This is a genomic window from Enterococcus sp. R12, from assembly GCF_058135755.1.
In genome coordinates this window covers 1,678,447-1,698,011 of sequence record NZ_CM176874.1, presented here as the reverse complement: position 1 = coordinate 1,698,011, position 19,565 = coordinate 1,678,447, and the positions used below count along the sequence as shown (strand labels likewise).

Annotated in this window: 16 protein-coding genes; 5 read left to right on the top strand and 11 right to left on the bottom strand. The window is 41.9% G+C overall.

Going from position 1 to position 19,565, the window contains the following annotated elements; translation table 11 throughout:
* Nucleotides 1-9 precede the first annotated feature (9 nt).
* Together pcrA and ACTW1R_RS07790 are read right to left on the bottom strand one after the other, a co-directional pair.
* The gene (gene pcrA / locus ACTW1R_RS07795; protein ID WP_167821811.1) at nucleotides 10-2,253 is read right to left on the bottom strand and encodes a DNA helicase PcrA; all 2,244 of its coding nucleotides are present in this window, start codon (nucleotides 2,251-2,253) and stop codon (nucleotides 10-12) included.
* Between the two features lie 211 nt (nucleotides 2,254-2,464).
* On the bottom strand, nucleotides 2,465-3,931 hold the full coding sequence (locus ACTW1R_RS07790; protein ID WP_015509620.1) for an alpha-amylase: 1,467 nt from the start codon (nucleotides 3,929-3,931) through the stop codon (nucleotides 2,465-2,467).
* Nucleotides 3,932-4,136: 205 nt separating this feature from the next.
* Here ACTW1R_RS07790 and ACTW1R_RS07785 point away from each other — a divergent pair, with 205 nt between their 5' ends.
* The 3 genes from ACTW1R_RS07785 to ACTW1R_RS07775 are packed head-to-tail and all read left to right on the top strand — an operon-like array spanning nucleotide 4,137 to nucleotide 7,745.
* The gene (locus ACTW1R_RS07785) at nucleotides 4,137-4,892 is read left to right on the top strand and encodes a DeoR/GlpR family DNA-binding transcription regulator (protein ID WP_005225973.1); all 756 of its coding nucleotides are present in this window, start codon (nucleotides 4,137-4,139) and stop codon (nucleotides 4,890-4,892) included.
* Nucleotides 4,889-5,806 carry a 1-phosphofructokinase gene (pfkB, locus tag ACTW1R_RS07780; protein WP_015509619.1) on the top strand — a complete coding sequence of 306 codons (918 nt, stop codon included), beginning with the start codon at nucleotides 4,889-4,891 and terminating at the stop codon, nucleotides 5,804-5,806. The genes ACTW1R_RS07785 and pfkB overlap by 4 nt, the downstream gene beginning before the upstream one ends.
* A 13-nt stretch (nucleotides 5,807-5,819) precedes the next feature.
* Nucleotides 5,820-7,745: a PTS fructose transporter subunit IIABC gene (locus ACTW1R_RS07775; RefSeq protein WP_015509618.1), complete on the top strand. Its 1,926-nt coding sequence runs from the start codon at nucleotides 5,820-5,822 to the stop codon at nucleotides 7,743-7,745.
* Nucleotides 7,746-7,787: 42 nt separating this feature from the next.
* On the opposite strand, the gene ACTW1R_RS07770 is transcribed toward ACTW1R_RS07775, so the two are convergent.
* Entirely contained in the window at nucleotides 7,788-9,119 is a 1,332-nt protein-coding gene (locus tag ACTW1R_RS07770) for a hypothetical protein (RefSeq protein WP_167821810.1), read from the bottom strand.
* Between the two features lie 129 nt (nucleotides 9,120-9,248).
* On the opposite strand from ACTW1R_RS07770, the gene ACTW1R_RS07765 reads away from it, so the two are divergent.
* Nucleotides 9,249-9,425 carry an SPJ_0845 family protein gene (locus ACTW1R_RS07765; protein WP_010748176.1) on the top strand — a complete coding sequence of 59 codons (177 nt, stop codon included), beginning with the start codon at nucleotides 9,249-9,251 and terminating at the stop codon, nucleotides 9,423-9,425.
* A gap of 113 nt (nucleotides 9,426-9,538) precedes the next feature.
* On the opposite strand, the gene ACTW1R_RS07760 is transcribed toward ACTW1R_RS07765, so the two are convergent.
* From ACTW1R_RS07760 to ACTW1R_RS07725, 8 genes are all read right to left on the bottom strand, one after another.
* A complete protein-coding gene (locus ACTW1R_RS07760) occupies nucleotides 9,539-10,420 on the bottom strand; it encodes a helix-turn-helix transcriptional regulator (protein WP_016610131.1) in 882 nt (293 codons plus the stop codon).
* Nucleotides 10,421-10,591: 171 nt separating this feature from the next.
* Nucleotides 10,592-11,176 carry a ribosome biogenesis GTP-binding protein YihA/YsxC gene (yihA, locus tag ACTW1R_RS07755; protein ID WP_005225967.1) on the bottom strand — a complete coding sequence of 195 codons (585 nt, stop codon included), beginning with the start codon at nucleotides 11,174-11,176 and terminating at the stop codon, nucleotides 10,592-10,594.
* 69 nt (nucleotides 11,177-11,245) lie between these two features.
* A complete protein-coding gene (clpX, locus tag ACTW1R_RS07750) occupies nucleotides 11,246-12,490 on the bottom strand; it encodes an ATP-dependent Clp protease ATP-binding subunit ClpX (RefSeq protein ID WP_010748174.1) in 1,245 nt (414 codons plus the stop codon).
* Nucleotides 12,491-12,716: 226 nt separating this feature from the next.
* Complete coding sequence (gene tig / locus ACTW1R_RS07745; RefSeq protein WP_005225965.1) at nucleotides 12,717-14,000, bottom strand: trigger factor; 1,284 nt, start codon at nucleotides 13,998-14,000, stop codon at nucleotides 12,717-12,719.
* 119 nt (nucleotides 14,001-14,119) lie between these two features.
* A complete protein-coding gene (locus ACTW1R_RS07740) occupies nucleotides 14,120-15,067 on the bottom strand; it encodes a hypothetical protein (protein WP_167821809.1) in 948 nt (315 codons plus the stop codon).
* Nucleotides 15,068-15,104: 37 nt separating this feature from the next.
* Entirely contained in the window at nucleotides 15,105-15,935 is an 831-nt protein-coding gene (locus ACTW1R_RS07735; protein WP_167821808.1) for an RDD family protein, read from the bottom strand.
* 2 nt (nucleotides 15,936-15,937) lie between these two features.
* Complete coding sequence (gene sppA / locus ACTW1R_RS07730; RefSeq protein WP_005225962.1) at nucleotides 15,938-16,969, bottom strand: signal peptide peptidase SppA; 1,032 nt, start codon at nucleotides 16,967-16,969, stop codon at nucleotides 15,938-15,940.
* Between the two features lie 31 nt (nucleotides 16,970-17,000).
* Nucleotides 17,001-17,291, bottom strand: a complete 291-nt coding sequence (locus ACTW1R_RS07725) for a hypothetical protein (protein WP_005225961.1) — start codon at nucleotides 17,289-17,291, stop codon at nucleotides 17,001-17,003.
* A 445-nt stretch (nucleotides 17,292-17,736) separates the two neighbouring features.
* Between ACTW1R_RS07725 and glmS the strand changes: the two genes are divergently transcribed.
* On the top strand, nucleotides 17,737-19,548 hold the full coding sequence (glmS, locus tag ACTW1R_RS07720) for a glutamine--fructose-6-phosphate transaminase (isomerizing) (protein ID WP_074934005.1): 1,812 nt from the start codon (nucleotides 17,737-17,739) through the stop codon (nucleotides 19,546-19,548).
* Nucleotides 19,549-19,565 lie beyond the last annotated feature (17 nt).

The following is a 19,565-nucleotide window of genomic DNA, read 5'->3' as shown; positions in this document are numbered from 1 at the left end:
ATATCCTCCTTATTTTTCAACTTTTTCAATCGGCGCAAAGGCCGCCAACAATCGTTTGACTCCTTGTTGTGGGAACGCCACATCTAATTCAACATCTTGCGCGCTGCCAGTCGTCCGAACGACGGTACCGATTCCCCATTTTTTATGTTGAACTTTCTCGCCAACTTGCCATGTATTACCAGCTGCAGAAGTCTGTTTTTTAGAAGCGACAGTCGTTTGACGCGGCTGTGTATAGCTCGGTTTGAACACTTTTGGTTGAAACGGTGCAGCAGCTTTCGGCTGTGAACGCTCGCCTAATGATTGCAGCAGATCTTGTTCGATCTCTTCGATAAACCGAGACGGACGATTGTATTGGGTCCGACCGTATAATGTTCTGGAAAAAGCGTTGGTCATAAAGAGCTCTTCCTCGGCACGAGTGATTCCCACGTAAGCAAGGCGCCGTTCTTCTTCGAGCTCGCTTTCTTCCATTAAGGCACGAGAAAGCGGGAAGATATTTTCTTCCAACCCAATCAAAAATACCACGGGAAACTCTAGTCCTTTTGCAGCATGCAAGGTCATCAAAGTCACTTGACTACTTTCTTCTTCATAACTATCGACGTCTGACAATAAAGCTAAGTCATTTAAGAAAACACTCAACTTCTCATCTGGTGCATCTGCATCGTCTTCGTTTTGCGCCTCAAATCGTTTGTCGAATTCTTGGGTAACCGATAAAAATTCTTCCAAGTTTTCAAGTCTAGCTTGTGCTTCTAAATTATTCTGGTTGACTAACTCTTGACGATAACCCGTTTTTTCTAATATTTCTTTCGTCAGTTCGGTTACTGATAGGTAAGGAACCATCTGGGCGAAGCCATCCATCATCATCCCAAAGCTCCCTAATTCTTTGCCAGCCTTTCCAGAAATATTCGCTAACTCGACGTTCATGGCTGCTTCTAACAATGACCATTCATGAAGATTCGCAAACGCTCGTAGTTTCTCGACGGATGTCGCACCGATCCCACGTTTTGGTACATTGATGATACGCTCTAAGCTGATGGAATCTCGCGGATTGGCGATCGCCGATAAATAGGCCAAAATATCACGGATTTCTTTGCGGTCATAGAATTTTCTGCCGCCGACCATCGTATAAGGAACGTTGGCTTTTAAAAGCATTTCTTCAATGATCCGTGACTGGGCATTGGTCCGATACAATATCGCAAAATCACCGAATTTACGGTTCTTTTCTGCAATTTGTTTTTGCATTTCACTGACGATAAATCGCGCTTCATCTCGTTCACTATCCCCGCGATAATAAGTGATCTTTTCCCCATCATGATTTTCTGTCCATAGATTTTTATCTGGACGGTTGCGGTTATTTTTGATTACTTGGTTTGCCGCATTTAAAATCGTTTGCGTTGAACGATAGTTTTGCTCTAACAAAATCGTTGCGGCATCTGGATAGTCCTTTTCAAAGTCTAAAATATTTTGCATGTTGGCACCACGCCAACCGTAAATACTTTGGTCCGCATCCCCAACAACACAAAGATTTCGAAAACGAGCGGCCAATAAATTGACCAGCGTGTATTGGGCGTGGTTGGTATCTTGGTATTCATCGACATGGATATAGTGGAATTTCCGTTGATAAAATTGCAGCGCATCTTCATTGTCTTGGAAGAGACGGATCGTATTCATGATTAAATCATCGAAGTCCATGCATTGATTATTGCGCAGCTCTTTTTGATATTTTTCATAGCAACGACCTACGATCTGCTCAAATAGACTACCTTCCATGGCTTGGTAAGCTTCAGGTGTCAACAGCTCGTTCTTTGCATGAGAGATCGTTCCCAAAATAGAACGAGGATCATATTTTTTGGGATCGATATTCAATTCTTTTAATACCCGTTTCATCAGTGTATTTTGCTCAGAAGAGTCAATGATGGTAAAATTCTTCGAATAGCCAATACGATCAACGTCCCTGCGCAAGATTCTGACACACATCGAGTGGAAGGTTGAAACCCAAACGTCTTCTCCACCCGATCCTAATAGTTGACTGACCCGTTCCTTCATTTCACGTGCCGCTTTATTGGTAAATGTGATGGCTAAAATATTCCATGGATTCACATTTTTTTCTTCTATTAAATAGGCGATTCGGTGGGTTAGAACACGGGTCTTCCCGCTTCCTGCACCTGCCATCAGCAGCAACGGTCCTTCCGTATGCATAACGGCTTCTTTTTGCCGTGGGTTCATGCGTTCAAGTAATTCACTTTTGGATGACATGATTTTAAACATCCTTTCTTTCTCAATCTTCTCAATTATAGCATTATCCGGGAAAGGGGAAAACCGAACGCTTTGAAAACTTTTAATTAAAAGCGCTTTGATTTTTTCCCTTACGATTCATGCGATTTTTTCAAGAGAAAGCAGGCTTGATTTGTTTACATAATAAAAAGGCTGTAAACCTACCAGCCTTTTTATTCGTTGAAGATTTTGGTTAACTAAAGTACTTCTCCACTAGTTTTTCATTTACATAAATCGAGACTTGCCCATCATTGACCGGGAAAACACCTTTTCCGGTATCATCTAAAACAACTTTCGCTTCATTGTTTCTCAATATATCCACGAATGTCTCTCCACCATGGATCGCACTGATAGTCATTTCTTTTTCCGCTCCTTGGGCATTGGTCATCACGACCGCTAATCCAGAAAGCTCATGTTCATAATCGCCAGTTAATACCCAGCCAATGCAATTAGGATCATCGAAATAATCGACTTGATTCCCGAATGCAAGCTTCTCCCGAAGTTTCAGCATATGGACCAGCGCATCCCCGACAGGGGCGATTTCTTGCGCGGGAATCCCAAATAAATCCCCCCAGAAAACTACTGGTACGCCAGCTTTACGTAAAAGGATCAATGAATAGGCATGGACTTTGAACCATCCGTCTATCCAAGATTGTAAACTTTGCCCAACCTGCGTGTCATGATTATCCACAAAAGTCACTGCATAATCTTCGCGAGCGGCGGTCAACGTCCCTGCAAAAATTTGGCTCATATCGTATTCGCCATTTGAGTGAGATGCTTCATATAAATTGTAGTGCAATGGCACATCAAATAAATAAATCAAATTTCCTGAAGAATCTAAATACTCTTCTAATTTTGGCAGATCCCCTGACCAATATTCTCCGACAACAAATAGTGGTTTGCCTTTTTCCTCGCGTCGGTTTAAGATCCAATCCGCGTAATAGTTGAACTCAATGTGTTTGACCGCATCTAGTCGATACCCGTCAACGCCGGTCAGTTCTTGGTACCATTGGCCCCATTTATTGAGTTGTTCCACTGTTTCGGGATTTTCCATGTCCAAATCACAACCCATTAAGTAGTCGTAATTGCCCATCTCATCATCCACTTGGTTTTCCCAGCCCTTATCAGCGAAGTTAAAAATCCCGTGGTCTTTGTTGCGGTCATCATAATCGACACCAGAAAAATTATGCCACGTCCAAACGTAATCATTGTACGTCCCCTGACGTCCTGGGAATGTGAACTTGGTCCAAGCTTCGATTTCTTCCTCATCACTGATCGGTTCATTACGGTTTTCGGTATTGTATTTAACCGCTGGAACGACTTCTTTTTCATCGGCACCAATCAAGTGATTGAAAACGATGTCGGCATAAACCTCTATTCCTTGTTCTTGCAGTGCTTTGATTGCTTCTAGGTATTCATCCTTTGTCCCATATTTTGTTGGCACCGACCCCTTTTGATCGAATTCGCCTAGATCATAATAATCATAGACACCATACCCAACGTCTTCGGACCCAGCTGTCCCTTTATAGGCAGGCGGCAGCCAAATTGCGGTAAATCCATACTCTTTGATTTCTTTACTCATTTCTTTCAATTTGTTCCAGTGCTGGCTATCTGCCGGCAGGTCCCATTCGAACCCTTGTAAAATGACTTTGTTATTCATTTATTTATCCCCCCTTACTTTAATTAAGCCAAATAATAGTAAAAATTGTCAAATATAAGGATAGCTATTAAATCAAAATGACGGTTATCATGATCGTTTATGACCGATTCCATTTATTCACGCTTTCATTTTGAATGTTTTTTACTGTTTATGATTGATTTTGAACGAATCATATGGTATCATGGCAGGTGAAGAGGTGATGAAAATGCTTACAGAGGAGCGTCATCAAGCGATTTTGGCACGATTGGAACAAGAAGAGATCGTCAAGGTCAGTGAACTGATTCAACTGTTGGATGCTTCAGAATCAACGATCCGTCGAGACCTGCAAGAGTTGGAAGACAAAGGATTTTTAGTCAGAATTCACGGTGGAGCCAAGAAAAGTCAGCAATTAGGCTTCGAACCAAACATGTCAGAAAAAACGGCGAAGTTTCAAACGGAAAAACAAAAGATAGCAAGAGCAGCTGCCCAGACGATCAAAAATGGTGAAGTCATTTACTTAGATGCTGGCACAACGACCCTCGAAATGATTCCTTTCCTATCGGCTATCACAGGCCTTAAGGTGGTCACAAACTCCGTCAAACACGCTTCCCTATTGATCGATCACGGGATCGACACCATGATTTTAGGGGGAACCATTAAGATATCGACGAACGCTGTGTTAGGAATCAATGCTGGTGAGCAACTGCGAAAACTACGCTTTAATCGTTGCTTTATGGGCATGAACGGGGCTCATTCTGAGGCTGGATTCACAACACCTGATCCTGAAGAAGCCCTGATCAAGCAGATCGCTTTAGAGCACAGTCAACAAGCCTATGTCTTGCTAGACCATTCCAAATTTCAGCAAACGACTTTTGCTCAAGTTGCCTTTATCGAAGGTGCGACGATCATCACCGATTATTGCCCAAAAAACTATTTAGCGAAATTCAGAGCAAAAACAACCATTATGGAGGTAATACAATGATTTACACAGTAACACTCAATCCATCGATCGACTTTATCGTCCATGTCGATCATTTGGAAATCGGCGCCCTTAATCGAATGAAACAAGACTTTAAACTACCTGGCGGCAAAGGAATCAATGTCTCACGGATTTTGAAACGCATCGGCATCGCCTCGACTGCCCTTGGTTTCGTTGGCGGATTTACTGGTCGTTTTATTGAAGAGTGGCTGACCAAAGAGGAAATCAACAGCAACTTTACCCAAGTCGCTGCGGACACACGAATCAATATCAAACTAAAATCCGGCGAAGAAACAGAAATCAACGGTCTAGGTCCAGTCATTCGCCAGCAAGAAATTGCTGAATTGAAACACCAATTAGCCACTCTTTCTGCCGAAGACATCGTCATCCTATCAGGAAGTAAACCAGCTGGTCTTCCAACTGACTTTTATAAAGAATTGATCAAAATCGTTAAAGAAGCGGGTGCGGAATTTGTCATTGATACGACCGGCGCGGAACTTTTTGATGCTTTATCCGATCAGCCTTTGCTGATCAAACCAAATAATCATGAATTAGCCGAACTTTATGAAACTTCTTTTTCAACAATCGAAGATATTTTGCCTTATGGTCAAAGAATGCTAAAGGATGGCGCTAAAAATGTCATTGTCTCTCTAGGCGGCGATGGCGCCCTGCTCTTTACTGGCAATGAGATCTATCGATCCAATGTGTTGAAACGACCTTTGAAAAATTCAGTCGGCGCTGGAGATTCCATGATTGCTGGATTCATTGGGCGTTATGCAAAGACCAAAGATGTGGTTGAAGCATTCAAATGGGGAGTCGCTTGTGGCAGTGCCACTGCGTTTTCAGATGATTTAGCTGAGGCGTCATTTATCGAAGAATTACTACCGGAAGTCATAATTGAACAAGTGAATCTATAGGAGGATGGAAAAAATGAAAATCAATGAGTTGATGCTAAAAGATGCCATGATCATGGACTTACAAGCAACAGACAAAAAAGGTGCCATTGATGAAATGGTAGCAAAATTATATGCTGTCGGACGAATTTCAGATATCGAGGTCTACAAAGAAGGAATTCTTGCGCGAGAAGCTCAAACATCAACAGGGCTAGGTGACGGCATCGCAATGCCTCATGCCAAAAACAGTGCGGTCAAAGAAGCGACGGTCTTATTCGCAAAAAGTAATGCGGGTGTTGACTATGAGGCGTTAGATGGACAACCAACGTACCTCTTCTTTATGATCGCAGCACCAGAAGGAGCAAATGATACTCATTTACAAGCATTAGCAGCGCTATCTCGCTTGTTGATCGATCCAGATTTCGTTGCTAAATTAAAAACAGCGACGACTGCTGATCAAGTACAGCAACTTTTCTCAGAAGCTGAGGCACAGCAAGAAGCCGATGCTTTAGCAGAAGAAGCGGCAAACCAAGAAGCAGCACCTGCTAGCGAACGTCCCTATATCGTCGCAGTTACAGCTTGCCCGACAGGAATCGCCCATACCTACATGGCAGAAGATGCTTTGAAAAAGAAAGCCAAAGAGCTTGGTGTTGACATCAAAGTCGAAACAAATGGTTCAGAAGGAATCAAAAATCGTCTAACAGAAGCTGATATCGCCCGAGCTACTGGTGTAATCGTAGCTGCTGATAAAAAAGTAGAAATGGATCGCTTTGACGGCAAACATTTAGTAAACCGTCCTGTCAGTGATGGTATCCGTAAAACCGAGCAATTAATCAATGAAGCAATGAGCGGAACTGCTCCTGTTTTTCATGGTAGCGGTCAAGCTTCTGATAAAGAGGACGCTTCTGCTGATGGTTCAGTCGGTCAACGAATCTATAAAGATTTGATGAATGGTGTTTCTCATATGCTGCCATTTGTTATTGCCGGTGGAATCATGATCGCTATTTCCTTCATGGTGGACCAGTTCATGGGTGTCCCTCAAGATTCCTTAAGTCAATTAGGAAACTACAACCAAGCAGCTTCTTGGTTCAATCAAATCGGTAGCGCGGCATTTGGTTTTATGCTACCTGTCTTAGCTGGATTTATCGCTTCAAGTATCAGTGACCGACCTGGATTGATCGTCGGTTTCGCAGCAGGTGCGTTAGCAAATACAGGTGGTGCTGGTTTCTTAGGTGCTTTGATCGGCGGTTTCTTAGCTGGTTACGTCATCAAGTTCTTACGTTCATTATTCAAAGGCTTACCAAAATCATTAGAAGGAATCAAAACGATCCTCTTCTACCCTGTTTTCGGCCTATTGATCACTGGCTTCTTGATGTTACTGATCAACGTGCCAATGAAAGCTATCAACGACGGTTTGAACAGCTTCTTGACTGGCTTAAGTGGTACCAACGCAGCTTTACTTGGCGCTTTGTTAGCAGCGATGATGGCAGCCGATCTAGGCGGCCCAATCAACAAAGCCGCTTATGTTTTTGGTACTGCAACATTGGCAACGACCGTTGCTGAAGGTGGTAGCGTCGTGATGGCATCTGTAATGGCGGGCGGAATGGTCCCTCCATTAGCAATCTTTGTTGCAACGTTATTGTTCAAAAACAAATTCACAAAAGACCAAAAAGAAGCAGGTTTGACAAATATCGTCATGGGGCTGTCCTTCGTCACAGAAGGTGCGATTCCATTTGCAGCAGCAGATCCACTGCGAGCGATCCCAAGCTTTATCGTCGGTTCTGCCCTGACTGGTGCACTTGTCGGTGCCTTTGATATCCAATTGATGGCGCCACATGGTGGGATCTTCGTTGTCCTATTATTATCTAAACCAATTTTATTCTTGCTATTCATCTTGATCGGTGCGATCGTTTCTGGCGTCGTATTCGGTTTGTTGAAAAAAGCGCCTGAGCAAACAGCCTAATTGAAAAGACCCACAAGATCCTCGTGATCTTGCGGGTCTTTTTCATTCTTGATTGGTAAAAAGCTGCTGCTCGACTAGCTTTTGGGTGTTCATAAAATACACTCGAAGTTTTTTCCCATCCTTCTTTAGATTGACCCATGTATATTTGCGCGTGCGGTGCAGATAACCAAAATGAACATCAGGCATGGCCGCTTTCAAAGCATCTAGCGGTAAGTGCTTCAAAGCAGTCTCAGGCAAATAAAATTGCAGGCAAGCAGTATAGTCTTTAAAACGATCCTCTGAATATTCAATCTCGAGATGGCTACGAATATAGAATGAATAAGCCTCTACTCCATCGTCTATCGTTAGTTCTGGCTTTAATACGATATAATCCATCATGCGCAACCGCTCTTGATCCACCCAAGGAAAATACGCTTGTGCATTCAAATACCCTTTCACTCGCCGCTCTTGATACTCTTCGTTCACGAGGTCGAAGCTTCTGGTGACAAAATGTGTCGCACGGCGTTTTGTTGTTGGCTGCAGTCGATCATTTTGGTATTGAATGGTTTGGATCAAGTGATCACCAAAGGCATATTCAATATATGGTTCTCTCAAAATACCGACCCCGTTATCCCAAGTCAATTGATCGATTCCAGTTTGATCGCGAAACAATCGCTGGTAGGATAGATTCAATTCGTGATCCCACTGGAAAGGATCTCGATACAATTCCACCATCACAACCCCTTGGTCTCTTACCTGCACTTGCTCCACCTGCTGCGCATCAGTAATGATCACCTGAGGAATGATATGCGCGTAGAATGCCGAAAAGTACATGCGCCAGCAAGAAGTCAGTGTATAGCCATTGTAAAAGACGTCGTAACCAGAAAACTGATTGCAGTCGATGACGATTTCTTGTTCAAAATTTTTCCGCTTCGGTAACGCGTTGATTTCAGCAATCGATTGAAAATTTTGCCTTTTCTTGATTCCCTCGACGTTATGCATCAAGTACTCATCATATGAACGCAAATAGCCGAACAAGCCATCTCTTTGCATCGTTTCATCGAAGTAACTTAAAATCACGGGTTTTTGCGTGGAAAATACGTCTTTCGTAAACAGGTGCCGTTGTAAAACAGCCTCTTGAATGATATGGATACTGGACTCATTTTGGCCGTCCGTCACAATCAATTCCGTATTGATTTCTTCAGGGGCGCTATGCAGTAGTTGACTGACCTCATCCAAATCATAAGGTTTCTTCGCTTGCTGATTGTAGTAGTATTCCGTCGGCTGATAGTTAAGACGAACCAAAGCGAACCAATTTTCAATCAACAAACGCAACTGTGCTGCTTCCATTTGGGTTGATTGTAGAAAGCCATAGATTTTTTCAGTTTTGATCATCGCTATCCCTCTTTTCTATCCCCTTTCTTTAATTATAGTAAAGGGGGAAACGATTGAACACTATTTCGCTTTTTTTTGATGAAATCTACCACCGTTCGTGGTAAACTTAAGGCGCTTGGAGGTGAACCTATGGGCTTAAAATTCCAACGAGAAGACTCGCTAGATAAAATGTTTGATGATTTTGCCTTTCTTCCCGATAACGACAAAGACAAGAAAAAGCAGGAAAACGATATTGAGCGTTTCTTGAAAAACGAATCTGATGAAAAGAAAAAAACACAACCTAAAGATAGTAAGAAAGCAGACTAATAAAAAAGGCAAAGGACACGTCAGTCCCTTGCCTTTTTTTACTTGTCGAAATAGAAAATGAGCCACTGAAGCTACATAAGTTCAACGATCAGAATCATCATCTAGAGGTTTTCTTATAGCTCTTCATACAACATGCTTTGACGTAATCGCACCAAGCCAATGGTCAACAAGCAAAGAATAAAAAAGATGGTTGTTAAGATCGTCATCACGAAGATCACCACAAAAATCGGTGAGCTCGTAAAACGAATCATTGGTTCAAAGATAGTGGTTTTAATCAAGTCAGGGATCTCAGAGACTAAGAGTTGTTGAATCGCTTGGTTAAAATCTTCCGTTGATGAATTTGCGGGCAAAACAGCCATAAAACTCCCTACACCATAATTTGCGACCCCAATCCAAGCAATTGCGACATTTGCTAGAGCGAGCCAGCCAACGCCAAGATTACCGACAACGATCGAACCGATCGCAAGATTGCCAATCCCAACTAATAAGCCAAAGCAGAGATTCCCTATTGCAATGACACCGATACTGACTGTCCCAATTCCCAACATTCCGAAGGACAATAAGCCAATCGATAAAAAGCCTAAACTGACAACCCCCAAAGCAATAATCCCTTTGGCTTTGACACCAAGGCTAAACCAGCCGCTGGCAGTTGGTAGCTCTTTCATCAGCACAAAAAACGCTCGAACACTCGTCACTTGATTCAGTAATAAGAATAAATTGGGAATCAAAATGTGCATCAACGGAAGCCGCAGAACCGTCCGTTCACTTTTGTATTCATAATAGTAGGTTTCTTTCTTTTCTTTTAATAGGTCTTCCACTGGTGTGCCTAATAAATCGGCTAGACGGACCAATGTCTCGATGTCTGGCAACCCATTTCCTCGTTCCCATTTTGAAATGGCCTTATCAGAAACAAATAACCTCGCAGCTAATTCCTTCTGTGTTAAATTATGTCTTGATCGATACTCTTTTAATTTTTTACTTAATGATTCATGCATTCGACCACACCTCCTTGTTACAAGTTTAACAAATAACAAGGAGATTTTCGCTAAAATGGAGCAAATTCAGCACTCTACGCTGCGTAGAGTAGCTTAAATCAGCTGATTTCCACTGTAAAATGAGAAAAACCGAAGCAAAGGACTTTCTTGCTTCGGTTTCCTAAATGATAATTATTTTATTGCTGCTTCAATCGCTTTCCACGCTTCTTCTTTTCCTTGTTTGGTAATGGAAGAAAAGAGGATAAACGTATCTGCTGGATCAAAGGATAATGCTTTTTTGATCATGCTTTCATGCTTGTTCCATTTCCCACGAGGGATTTTGTCTGCTTTGGTGGCGACCACGATCACTGGAATCTCGTAGTATTTCAAAAACTCATACATTTGAATATCTTCTTGTGAGGGGGCATGACGCAAATCAACAAGAGATACGACTGCACGCAGCTGCTCTCTTTGTTCAAGATATGTCTCAATCATTTTCCCCCATTTCGCTCGCTCTGTTTTCGATACTTTTGCATAGCCGTAGCCGGGGACATCGACAAAATGCAACGTATTTTCAATCAAATAAAAGTTCAGCGTTTGCGTCTTCCCAGGTTTTGATGAGGTACGGGCTAAATTTTTACGATTGATCAATGTATTGATGAAGGATGACTTTCCGACATTTGAGCGGCCTGCTAAGGCAATCTCCGGTAAAGGTGTAGCTGGATATTGTGCTGGAGAAACGGCACTGATGACGATTTCAGCATCATGTACTTTCATCGAATCGCTCCTTTCTATTTTTTCAAAAAGAAAGCCGGATAGCAATGAAACTATCCGACTTGGTCTCGATTAGACTGCTTTTTTGGTCTCTTCATTGTAAATGATTTTTGGTTCACCAAGTCCTTTTGCCGCTTCTTCCGTGATGGTGACTTTTTGGATCGACTCATCAGAAGGGACATTGAACATGACATCCATCATGATATTCTCGATGATCGAACGCAACCCACGAGCACCGGTATTTCGCTCAATGGCTTGCGCAGCAATGGCACGCAAAGCCTCTGGCTCAAATTCCAGCTCGGTGTCATCTAATGCCATTAACTTTTGGTATTGTTTGACCAGCGCATTTTTTGGTTCAGTCAAAATATGCACTAAATCATCTACTGTTAATTTCTCTAGCGCAGCCATCACTGGCAAGCGGCCAATAAATTCAGGAATCAAACCGAATTTAAGCAAGTCTTCAGGAATGATTTGCTGCATCACGCTTTCGCCTTCTTCAAGGCGCTTATTGTTCGTGCCAAAACCAATTGTTTTTTCACCTAAACGGTTTTTAACGATGGTTTCGATTCCGTCAAACGCCCCGCCAACGATAAAGAGAATATTGGTGGTATCAATTTGGATCATCTCTTGATGTGGATGTTTCCGTCCACCTTGTGGCGGTACACTAGCAGTCGTTCCTTCTAGGATCTTCAGCAATGCTTGCTGCACGCCTTCACCGGATACGTCACGAGTAATCGATACATTTTCACTCTTACGGGCGATTTTATCGATCTCATCAATATAGATGATTCCTTTTTCTGCCATTTCTACGTTATAATCAGCAGCTTGTAACAGTTTCAAAAGAATGTTTTCCACATCTTCACCGACATAGCCGGCTTCTGTCAAACTGGTTGCATCAGCGATTGCAAAAGGCACGTTTAGTGAACGTGCTAACGTTTGTGCTAAAAATGTTTTCCCAGAACCTGTTGGTCCGATCAAGCAAATATTGCTTTTTTGTAATTCTACATCTTCTGCTGTCGTTTCTACATTGACCCGTTTATAGTGATTGTAAACCGCTACAGCCAATGTCCGTTTCGCACGATCTTGTCCAATCACATATTCATTGAGAACATTCAGTAGTTCTTGCGGTTTCGGCACTTCGGTAAATTCACGAATTGCTTCTTCGTAAAACTCTTCATCAATGATTTCTTTACACAAATCGATGCATTCATTACAGATATAGACCCCAGGACCTGCAACGATCTTTTTCACCTCTTCTTGCGTTTTGCCACAAAAAGAACAACGAACAGCTTCATTACCGTTTGTATTATCGTACATACTGTTCACCCCTTGAAAATTTTCCAACCTATTTAAAGGAGTGGAATTTTGTTTACTAACTTTGCAGTCTTAAACAATCATATCATAACTTTTTTGAAAGAAAAAGTTCTTTTTACGTTGCCTAACGTTTTCTTATCATTTGTTAGTAATTGTTAAACTAGCCCCTCTTACTCCCAAGAAAAAACGGCAAACACCGCTAGATGTTCGCCGTTTTTAAGCATTTTGCTTACGCTTCTTTTGCAGTACCTGTGACAAGTTCAACTGCTTTCTTCATCGTGATATCATGTTTCAACATGTCTTCTGTTAAGACGCGTTTGATTTGATCCACTGGCATGTTGTAAGCTTCAGAAAGTTCTTTGATTTCGTTTTCGATATCTTCTTCTGTTGCTTCCAAACCTTCTGCTTTAGCGATTGCTTCAATAACAAGGTTTGTTTTCACGCGGGTTTCTGCTTCACCTTCAAATTGTGTGTGCAGATCTGCTTCAGTTGAACCAGTTAATTGATAATACATTTCTGGTGAGATTCCTTGACGTTGCATGTTGTTCAAGAATTCATCCATTGAACGGTGTACTTCATCATGAACCATTGAATGTGGTAATTCAACGATTTCTGCGTTTTCAACTGCTTGACGAATCGCAGCTTCATCTTTTGCATCTTCAGCTGCTTTTTCTTTTGTTTCAGTCAATTCAGCACGGTATTTTTCTTTTAATTCAGCTAATGATTCAACGCTGTCATCAACGTCTTTTGCGAATTCATCATCTAATTCAGGAAGTTCTTTTGCTTTTACTTCGTGAACAGTTACTTTGAAGACTGCTTCTTTACCAGCTAAATCTTCTGCTTGATAATCTTCTGGGAAAGTAACGGTAACGTCTTTGCTATCACCAGCTTTTGTTCCTACTAATTGTTCTTCAAAACCAGGGATGAATGAGTTTGAGCCAAGTTCGAGTGAGTAGTTTTCACCTTTGCCGCCTTCAAATGTTTCTTCTCCTAAGAAGCCTTCAAAGTCGATAACGACTGTGTCGCCATTTTCAGCTGCTTCGTCTTCTTTGATAACTAATTCAGCTTGTGCTTCTTGTTCACGTTTGATGCGTGCATCCACGTCTTCTTCTGTTACTTCGCGGTCTTGTTTTTCAACTGTTAATTCTTTGTAATCACCAAGTTTTACTTCAGGTTTTACAGTAACTTCTGCTTTGATAACCCAATCTTGGCCTTTTTCCATGCTGTCAACGTCGATTTTTGGTTGCGCAACAGGATCGATCCCTGCTTCTTTTACAGCAGCTTCATAAGCTTCTGGAAGAACAGCGTTCAATGCATCTTCATACAACGCTTCTTCGCCGTACATACGGTTAAATACTTGGCGTGAAACTTTCCCTTTACGGAAGCCAGGTACGTTAAGATTGCCTTTCACTTTATTGAATGCAGTCGTCAAGCCTTTTTGGATTTCTGCTTGAGCGATCGTAAATGTCAAAACACCATCATTGGTGCCTGTTTTTTCCCATTTTGCAGTCATTTATTTCCCTCCGAATATTAATTGATTTACATATGAAATAGCTTCATGCATACCTTTAAATAGTACACTAACGTTGTTTAATTGTAAACATTTTACCATGAAAGTTGCGAATTTTTCTTTCAGCGAATGCTCAATCGTAGGATATTGCGTAGGTGTCGTTTGCGTTCTTCTATTTCATTCGCTGCTTTTAGCTGTTCTTTTTCTTCAAATAACCCACGATAATCTTCAATGTAGCTTGCCACCCATGCTTTTGCCTCCTCTTTTGCAGGCAAAAATGGGTAGCTGATGGCTAAATGATCATTGATTTCTGCTGAGACGCTTTCTGCTAAAATCGGATCTTCTTGGGCGATCGTTTCGTCAATCTCTTTCTGGATTGCTTTAACAGCGGCATCTTCTTGCAAAAGTTTTAACTCTTTCGGAACGATTTGCTGCATATTCCCAAGGTAATCGATCAGTTCAAAAGGTTCGTCCACTTCAAGACGCACGAGCTCATCCACTAATTTGGGCAGTAAATATGGATTTTTGATGGAAGCTAACGTTTCATGCATCAGCGTGACAAATTGTGGTTTGGTAATGGCTTGGGTAAAAACGTGCCATTCTGTTGCACTCACCGGTTGATTGGCTTCATCTAATGCACGTAAATGCTTGCGTTTCCCATGAAAATCTTCCAGTCCTAAAATTTGCTGAACTTCTTCTACCTTTGCTAATTCACTTGCTAACTGTTCCTGATAGCGGCTTGCAATTTTTGTTTTTTTACCTAATGTAAGCCAGCGCCGAGCTTTTAAATACTGACCATCCAAGATCAGCAGATGACCAATTTGTAAATACCCGTCGGTTTCTTTTAGATAATCATCCAAATAGTCTTCCGCCAGATCTAACGCTTTGGCAAAATCATTCAACTGCTGCAGACATTCAACCAGCCATTGATTGATCTCAAAACTGGCATTTTTTTGATAGAGTTCATTGTACAGGCGGAAAGCTTGCAAAAACTCCTTTGACTGGTAGGCTTTTTCTGCCGCCAGCCGAAGCCGTTCATTTGGTCCTGGGAAAGCAATCGTCTCACCCATTCTCGATCCCTCCTTTACTACTTGCTTGATCTGCTAGTTAGTTTTGTGCGCCAATCATTACGTGATTGGCATCCACTTGTTTATTGAAAGCTTTGATCAGATTAATGGTCACCACACTGGTTTCTGCAAAATAATCCGCAGCCTGCTGCTTATTTTTATTAAAGGCGATCGGTAAATAACCAAGATAAAAGAAAAGATTGAATTGTAATACGTAGCGTCCGCAAAGCTCGCGAATCAACACAGTTTGCCAGCTGAGTTCTTCCTCTACAAAAGAAACCACTCGAATGCCAAAAAGCATTTTTCCAATCGTTTGACCATGATTTAGCTTTGTCATTAGAACAAAATAGCCTAGATAGATTGCTAAGGCACAGATGTTGTAAAGGCCAAACCGCTGATTGGTTGCCGTTAAATTCGCTAGATTGTAGATACTACCGATCGTTATTTGGGTAATCGCTCGGATCACCAACACATCAACGAGATAAGCAAAGAAACGAATCCAAAACCCAGCAAAAAAGTAGCTAGGAAAATCATTGAAGAACCGTTTGTCTTCTGCCTGTTTTTCAGGTTCTTCATACCGTTGCCAGGCTTGTTGTTTTTCCTCGATCTCGCTTTGGGTATACTCTTCTTCCTTAAAAGACGTCAAGACTTGTTGGTAAAAATCATCGGGATGATTTACTTGTGCGTTCCTCATCGCTTTGTTGGCAGTTACTGGTTCGGTTGTTTCTGAAACCTGCGCTTCAGTTGGCACATCCGTATGACCGGTTGACGGTGTCGAGGTTTCCCGCTGTTCCCTTTGATCGATTGACGTACTTGTGTGATTGTCATCCGTTGACGATGTGCCAGCGGAATACTTGTTTTTCTCTGTCATAGTCATTCACCTCCATAGTAATAAAGAGGTTTCGGAGCATCGCTGGTTCCAAGGCTTTCCATCAATTGGATCACTCGCTCTGTGTTTGATTCTTTTAATCCTTGCAGTTCGGCTAAACTTGAACCTAACCAAGTAGAAGCAAATCCAGTAGAGGAAACATCATAGCTGAAAATCTCGGCATCTTCCAAGCCTAGATCTGCTTGCATTGCTGCTAATGTATCTTCAGGAAAACCGATTTCATCCACTAAACCAACGGACACTGCTTGCTGCCCATCATAGATGCGGCCATCAGCGATCTTTCTAACGGCTTCTTCTGTCATGCCACGTCCTTCTGCTACGATTTTTACGAACCGACCATAGGCATTGTCGACATAGGTCTGCAAGACTTCCTTGTCGGCTTCTGTGGGTTCTCTCGTTGATGAACCTACATCTTTTAGTGCGCCACTTTTATACGTATTGTCTTCGATCCCTAGCTTTTCGAATAAGCCAGCATAGTTTAGCCCTGACATGATCACCCCGATTGAACCAGTAATGGTTTCATCCGTTGCAAAAATTTTATCAGCACCTGCCGAGATATAATAACCGCCACTGGCTGCCATGTTTTTCATACTGACATACATTGGAATCCCTAACTCTTTGATTTTTGCTAACTCACGAGCGATCTCCGCACTTTCATAGACGCCGCCTCCTGGGGTATTGACTTCCATCAAGATGCCCCCAATAGTTGGATCTTCTTGGATCATCCGTAGTTCTTCTAAAAATCGCTGATGATCATAAGATTCTGTTGTGAATAAGCCACCACTGGAGCTGCTGGCGATGGTTCCTTCTAAAGATAAGCGAACAATACGATTGTCTTGATCTCCGGCAACTAACGTTGTCTCTTCGATCGCATTACTTCCATAGAACAAAGCATTTAACCCTTGTAGCGTCTGAGTTTCCTCTTGCTCTGGACGATTTGTGATTACTGAAAAAACCCCCGAGCAGATAAATAACCCTGCTGCGATCGCCGCTGCGATCCATCTTCTTTTATTCATTTTCCCACCTAACTTTTCACCTTTCCCATTTTTAGTATAGATTTTTGATGACGATCACTGCTTCTTCGTCTCCAACCGCATCAAATTTCTCGCTTTTTTCAGCTAAGACGTAGCCACCAAAAAATTCCTTTGTCAGTTCATCCTGGACTTCGAATGTTTGCGCGGTTTCCACGGTGACTGATCCAGGCAAAATTTCTTGCAAGCTGTCCCAGCCCGTATCCAACATGACCTTTGTTTCATCTGTGACATTAGGATCTTTTTCTATCGCAGCTACCATTTTCTTTAGCTCTGAAAAAGTCATACAATTTACAAATTCTGGCATTTCATTCCCTCACTTTCTTACTTTTTTATTGTAGCGAACTTAAAAAAAAAAGCATAGCTTTATGAGGAAATTTCTTGGGAATCTTATTCGACAAAGCTATGTCAGCTGTTTTGATTTCCTTTAAACAGGTTCAAACCAACCTTACCAATAACTATACCAATTATTTTTATATAACTTTGAGTTGACAGAAACAGGAATAAATATTATGATATTGCTTGTATTTCTATAAAATATCTCACAAGGAGGATAGATAGACCAATAAGGATAGCGCCTGATCTGGAAACAGATGACGAGGAAAGAGTTTATCGAAATATTCGGCGGATGACTCTAGGGACTGCACTCTACAGGCAAGAACAAATCTCATCGTAAGGTGATGACAAAGACTTGCTACGCAGATAGAAATACATAATGCCAAACTAAATTTTTTGAAAGTAGGATTATCATTATGTGTGGAATTGTAGGAATCGTAGGAAAATCAAATGCAGAACGAATTATTTTGAACGGATTGGAACGCTTAGAGTATCGCGGCTATGACTCAGCAGGTCTTTATGTCGCTGATCGGACTTCGGATCACTTAATTAAAGCCCAAGGAAGAATCAAAAACTTGGAAGAAAAAGTGACTTCTGAAGTAACAGGAACGATCGGTATCGGACATACCCGTTGGGCGACCCACGGCAAGCCATCAGAAATGAACGCTCATCCTCACACTTCAGCAAACCAAGCACTCGTGTTGGTTCATAACGGTGTGATAGAAAACTTTGAAGAGCTTCATCAAGAATATTTAAGCAACCACCAATTTGAAGGTCAAACAGATACGGAAATCGTTGTTCATTTGATTGAAGCATTGAAGGAGCAAGACAACAGCACGACCAAAGCAGCCTTTAAAAAAGCTTTGTCCTTGATTCGCGGCTCTTATGCCTTTGCCTTAGTAGAAAAAAATGATCCAGAAACCATTTATGTTGCCAAAAACAAAAGTCCTTTATTGATCGGTTTGGGAGATGGGTTCAATGTCATCTGCAGCGATGCCTTAGCAATGCTCGATCAAACGACTCACTTTGTTGAGATCGAAGATGGCGAAATGGTGACCGTAACAGCCGATGCGATCGAAATTGAAGATCCAAAAGGAAACCTTGTGTACCGTGAGTCTTATGAAGCACAACTAGATCTGACTGACATCGAAAAAGGAACATACCCTTACTACATGTTAAAAGAAATCGATGATCAACCAACTGTGATGCGCCGCTTGATTCAAGAATATCAAGGAGAATCTGGTGAAGTAGTGATCGATCCAGCGTTAAAAAACGAACTTTTAGCTAGCGATCGGATCTACATCATTGCTTGTGGTACTAGCAATCATGCGGGCTGGGCAGCAAAAGCCATTTTAGAAAAACTAACACAGATCCCTGTTGAGGTTCATTTATCTAGTGAGTTTGGCTACAACATGCCATTGTTGTCAGCAAACCCCTTCTTCTTGTTCTTATCACAAAGTGGTGAAACGGCAGATAGCCGTCAAGTATTAGTGACGATCAACCAGTTAGGTCTTCCTAGTCTGACGATTACCAACGTTGCTGGTTCTACTCTTTCTCGAGAAGCGAACCATACCTTATTGCTTCATGCTGGTCCAGAAATCGCTGTTGCCTCTACAAAGGCGTATACTGCACAGATCGCAGTGATGACGTTATTAGCAAAAGCCATTGGTGATGAAAAAGCTGTTCCTGAAGCATTGGACTTTGATGTTTTCCATGAACTAAGCATCGTTGCTTCTGCAATGGAGGCTTTAGTGGATGAAAAAGCTGTTATCAGTCAATTTGCTGAGGATTTCCTTTCCGAAACCCGTAATGCGTTTTACATTGGACGTGGAAATGATTACTATGTATCGATGGAAGCGGCATTGAAATTAAAAGAAATTTCTTATATCCAAGCGGAAGGCTTTGCGGCTGGTGAATTAAAACACGGCACCATCGCGTTGATCGAAGAAGGTACACCAGTGATCGGTGTGATCACGGAAGAAGTGACCGGCTCTCATACGCGAGGCAATTTGAAAGAAGTCGAATCTCGTGGGGCTCATACCCTTGTGATCGTTAGCCAAGAATTAGCAAAAGCGACTGATCAAATCATTTTACCAAACGTTCACCCATTGGTAACAAGCTTAGTGGCAGTCGTTCCAACACAGCTGCTGGCTTACTTTGCCACTTTACAGCGCGGATTCGACGTTGATAAACCAAGAAACTTAGCAAAATCCGTTACCGTTGAATAAGTTTTTTAAAAGATTGA